The organism is Acidovorax delafieldii 2AN (assembly GCF_000175235.1).
Classification (GTDB): Bacteria; Pseudomonadota; Gammaproteobacteria; order Burkholderiales; family Burkholderiaceae_C; genus Acidovorax; species Acidovorax delafieldii_B.
This window is the reverse complement of sequence record NZ_ACQT01000306.1, coordinates 1-3685: the sequence shown is the minus strand read 5'-3', so window position 1 is coordinate 3685 and position 3685 is coordinate 1. Positions and strand designations below refer to the sequence as shown.

At 68.3% G+C, this 3685-nt stretch carries 2 protein-coding genes; both read left to right on the top strand.

What is annotated here, in order from left to right; translation table 11 throughout:
- On the top strand, positions 1-1665 hold a 1665-nt coding region (locus ACDELDRAFT_RS20115), incomplete at its 5' end, for a DUF1800 domain-containing protein (RefSeq protein WP_005799899.1).
- An 8-nt stretch (positions 1666-1673) separates the two neighbouring features.
- The gene (locus ACDELDRAFT_RS20110; protein WP_005799897.1) at positions 1674-3131 is read left to right on the top strand and encodes a DUF1501 domain-containing protein; all 1458 of its coding nucleotides are present in this window, start codon (positions 1674-1676) and stop codon (positions 3129-3131) included.
- Positions 3132-3685 lie beyond the last annotated feature (554 nt).

The following is a 3685-nucleotide window of genomic DNA, read 5'->3' as shown; positions in this document are numbered from 1 at the left end:
GGCGCTCCCGCGCAGGGTGCGGCGTACCCTTCTGCGGGCACCGACCGCGAGGCGGCCCGCTTCCTGCTTCAGGCGCAGCTGTCGGCCACCCCTTCGGACATCGCGGCCGTGCGCGCGACCAGCTATGAAACCTGGCTGGACCAGCAGTTGGATACCCCGCCGGGCCCGCGGGGCTGGGACTGGCTCAACCAGAGGGGCTACGCCCAGGTGGACGCCGCCACCAACTACTACGACAACAGCTATCCAGCCGACTGCATGGTCTGGCACCAGCTGATGACGGCCGGCGACGGCGTGCGCAAGCGGGTGGCGCTGGCGCTGTCAGAGATCTTCGTCGTCTCGCTGTCGGGGCTCGACCTGAGCTGGCGCAGCCATGCCATGGCCCATTACTGGGACCAGCTCGCGGCCAACGCATTCGGCAACTTCCGCACCCTGCTCGAAGACGTGACGCTGAACCCCGCCATGGGCTATTACCTCAACACGCGCGGCAACCAGAAGGAAAACGCGCGCACCGGCCGACAGCCCGACGAAAACTTCGCGCGCGAAATTCTGCAGCTCATGTCCATCGGGCTGGTGAACCTGAACCCCGACGGCACGCCCCAGCGCGATGCCTCGGGCACCCCCATCGACAGCTACACGCAGGGCGACGTCACCAACCTGGCGCGCGTTTTCACCGGCTACGACTACGACCAGTCCCAGAACGCGCCCACCACCGTGCCCGGAACCTCACGCGTCGTGCCCAACACCACGTTCACGCGGCTGCCCATGGCGCTCAACGCCTCGCTGCACTCGACCATGGCCGCCACCTTTCTGAGCGTGACCATTGGTGCCGGAACGCCGGGCGCAGCCGCGCTGAAAACGGCGCTCGACACCATCTTCAACCACCCCAACGTCGGGCCCTTCATCGGCCGCCAGCTCATTCAGCGCCTGGTGACCAGCAATCCATCGGGGGCCTACGTGGCGCGGGTGGCGGCCGCATTCAACAACAACGGCCAGGGCGTGCGGGGCGACCTGCGCGCCGTGGTGAAGGCAGTGCTGCTCGACAGCGAGGCGCGTTCTCCCACGGGCCTGAGCCAGCCAGGTTTCGGCAAGCTGCGCGAGCCCATGCTGCGCTTTGTGCAATGGGGGCGGACGTTCGCGCTCAACTCGGCCCAGGGCAGCTGGAAGATCGGCGACCTCAGCGCCGCCGGGTCGCGGCTGGGCCAGAGCCCGCTGCGCTCGCCGTCGGTGTTCAATTTCTTTCGCCCCGGCTATGTGCCGCCTTCCACCGCACTTGCCGCCGCTGGTGCGGCGGCGCCCGAGTTCCAGCTGGTCAACGAAAGCAGCGTGGGCGGCTACCTGAACTACATGCAGGGCGTCATCCGCAACGGCATCTATGTGAACGCGCCCGATCTTCCGAACAATGGCAGCACTGCGGCCAACGGCTACGACATCAAGGCCACCTACACCGCCGAGCGCGCCCTCGCGCCCGATGCCGACGCGCTGGTGGCGCACATCAATCTGCTGATGTGCGCAGGGCAACTGTCCACCGCCACGGTCAAGCTGATCACGGATGCGCTCAAAAGCACCCCCGTCACCGCCGCCAGCAGCGACAACGCCAAGCTGGACCGCATCGCCGCAGCCGTGCTGCTGGTGATGGCTTCGGCCGAATACCTCATCCAGAAATAGCGCCCGCCATGCACCTGCTCACGCCGGAACTCCACAGCCGCAGGGCTTTTCTGCGCCGCTCGGCCCAACTGGGAATGGCAGGCACGGCCCTGCCCCTGGCCCTGAACCTTGCCGCCATGGGCGAGGCCGCGGCATTCACCGCCACGGATTACAAGGCCCTGGTCTGCGTCTTCCTCTATGGCGGCAACGACTACGCCAACACCGTGGTGACCTACGACGACGCCAGCTACAACCGCTACAGCGCCATTCGCGGCGGCGGCGCCGGCCAGACGGCAGGTGGCATTGCGCTGGCCAAGGCCGCGCTCACACCCACGTTGCTGAACCCCACGCAGGCCCTGCCCGACAACCGGCAGTACGCGCTGCACCCTGCCATGGGCGGGCTGGCCCAGCTCTTCAACGGGGGCAAGGCCGCCGTGCAGCTGAACGTGGGCCCACTGGTGGTGCCACTCACCCGCGCCCAGTACAGCAGTGCCGATCGCAAGGCCTACCCGGTGCCGCCCAAGCTGTTCTCGCACAACGACCAGCAGTCGGTCTGGCAGTCGTCATCACCCGAGGGATCTACCGTGGGCTGGGGCGGCAACCTCGGCGACCTTGCGCTGTCGTCCAACGGCAACTCGCTGTTCACCTGCATTTCGGTCACCGGCAACGCCGTGTACCTGTCGGGCGATGCGGCCCTGCAGTACCAGGTGAGCACGGGCGGCGCCATCGCCATCAACGGTGTGAAGAACAATGTTTATGGACAAAGCGCCGTACGCAGCGCCCTGACCACGCTGATCCAGCAACCCAGCAACCACACGCTCGAAGACGAATACACCCGCGTCACGCGCCGCGCCATTGCGGCCGAATCGTCCGTCACCAGCGGGCTCGCAGGCGTGTCGCTGGCCACCGCCTTTCCTGCGGGCAATCCGCTGGCCGATCAGCTCAAGATGGTGGCCCGCCTGATCGGCGCGCGCCAGGCGCTGGGCGCCAAACGCCAGGTGTTCATGGTGTCCCTGGGCGGCTTCGACCTGCACGACAACCTGATTGCCCAGCAACCTGTGCTGATGCAGCGGCTGAGCGAAGCCATGACCGCGTTCTACAACGCCACGGTGGAACTTGGGCTGGCCGACAAGGTGACGGCGTTCACGGCCTCGGACTTCGGGCGCACGCTCACTTCCAACGGCGATGGCTCAGACCATGGCTGGGGCGGCCACCATCTGGTGGTGGGCGGTGCCGTGAAAGGCCAGGCGTTCTATGGCACGGCGCCGCCCGTCAGCGTGGCCAACACCGCCGCCCCCGAAGACCAATGGCACGTGGGCCAGGGCCGGTTGCTGCCGACCACGTCGGTGGACCAGTATGCGGCCACGCTGGCGCGGTGGTTTGGTGTGGGGCCGGGTGAAATGGCGGGCATCCTGCCCAATCTGGGCCACTTTGGCGCGGCGGCCGGGCGGCCCGACTATCCCGTCGACCTGGGCTTCATGGGCTGAGGGGCTGCTGGCGAGGCATGCCGGCGGCGGATGGTGAGCACGGCGCCATCTACAGTCCACCAGCTTCACCAGCTCCGCCAGCGTGGTGTGGCTCAGCTGGCGTATGCCGTGCCCGCCAAGGCTCCCTCCCTGCAGCGCAACGTGGGCGGCAGAGCCCCTTCCCACCGTGGACCGTGCCCACGTATGCCGCGTGATCGCTATCGCGTCAGAAGGGTTCTGGCCCGCGCGCGGTTTCAGGAGCGCGGGAGGCGTCGCCGCAGCAGCCACGCCAAACTCACCACTCGGCGCATGCCACAGCACGACCCTGCAGCCTGCTGCCGCGCCCTTGCAACCTCTGCGCTGTGGACCCGCTCCCACCCGCGGCTCGCCCGCGGGGCTGCGGACGGCCTGCAGCGCCGTTCACCGGCCCATTTGCTCCAGCCATTGCGCCAGCTCCTGCGCGACCTGCCCGGTGGCTGCGGCCAGCGCCCGGGTGCCTCCGGCGGCATCTGCGCTGGCGGCTGGGCGCTGCGCGATGAAGACCCGCTGGCCCAGCAGGGTCTCGCCGGCGGCGG

Coding starts and splice junctions, on each gene's coding strand:
- ACDELDRAFT_RS20110 (WP_005799897.1), top strand. CDS start 1,674: ATGCACCTGCTCACGCCGGAACTCCACAGCCGCAGGGCTTTTCTGCGC.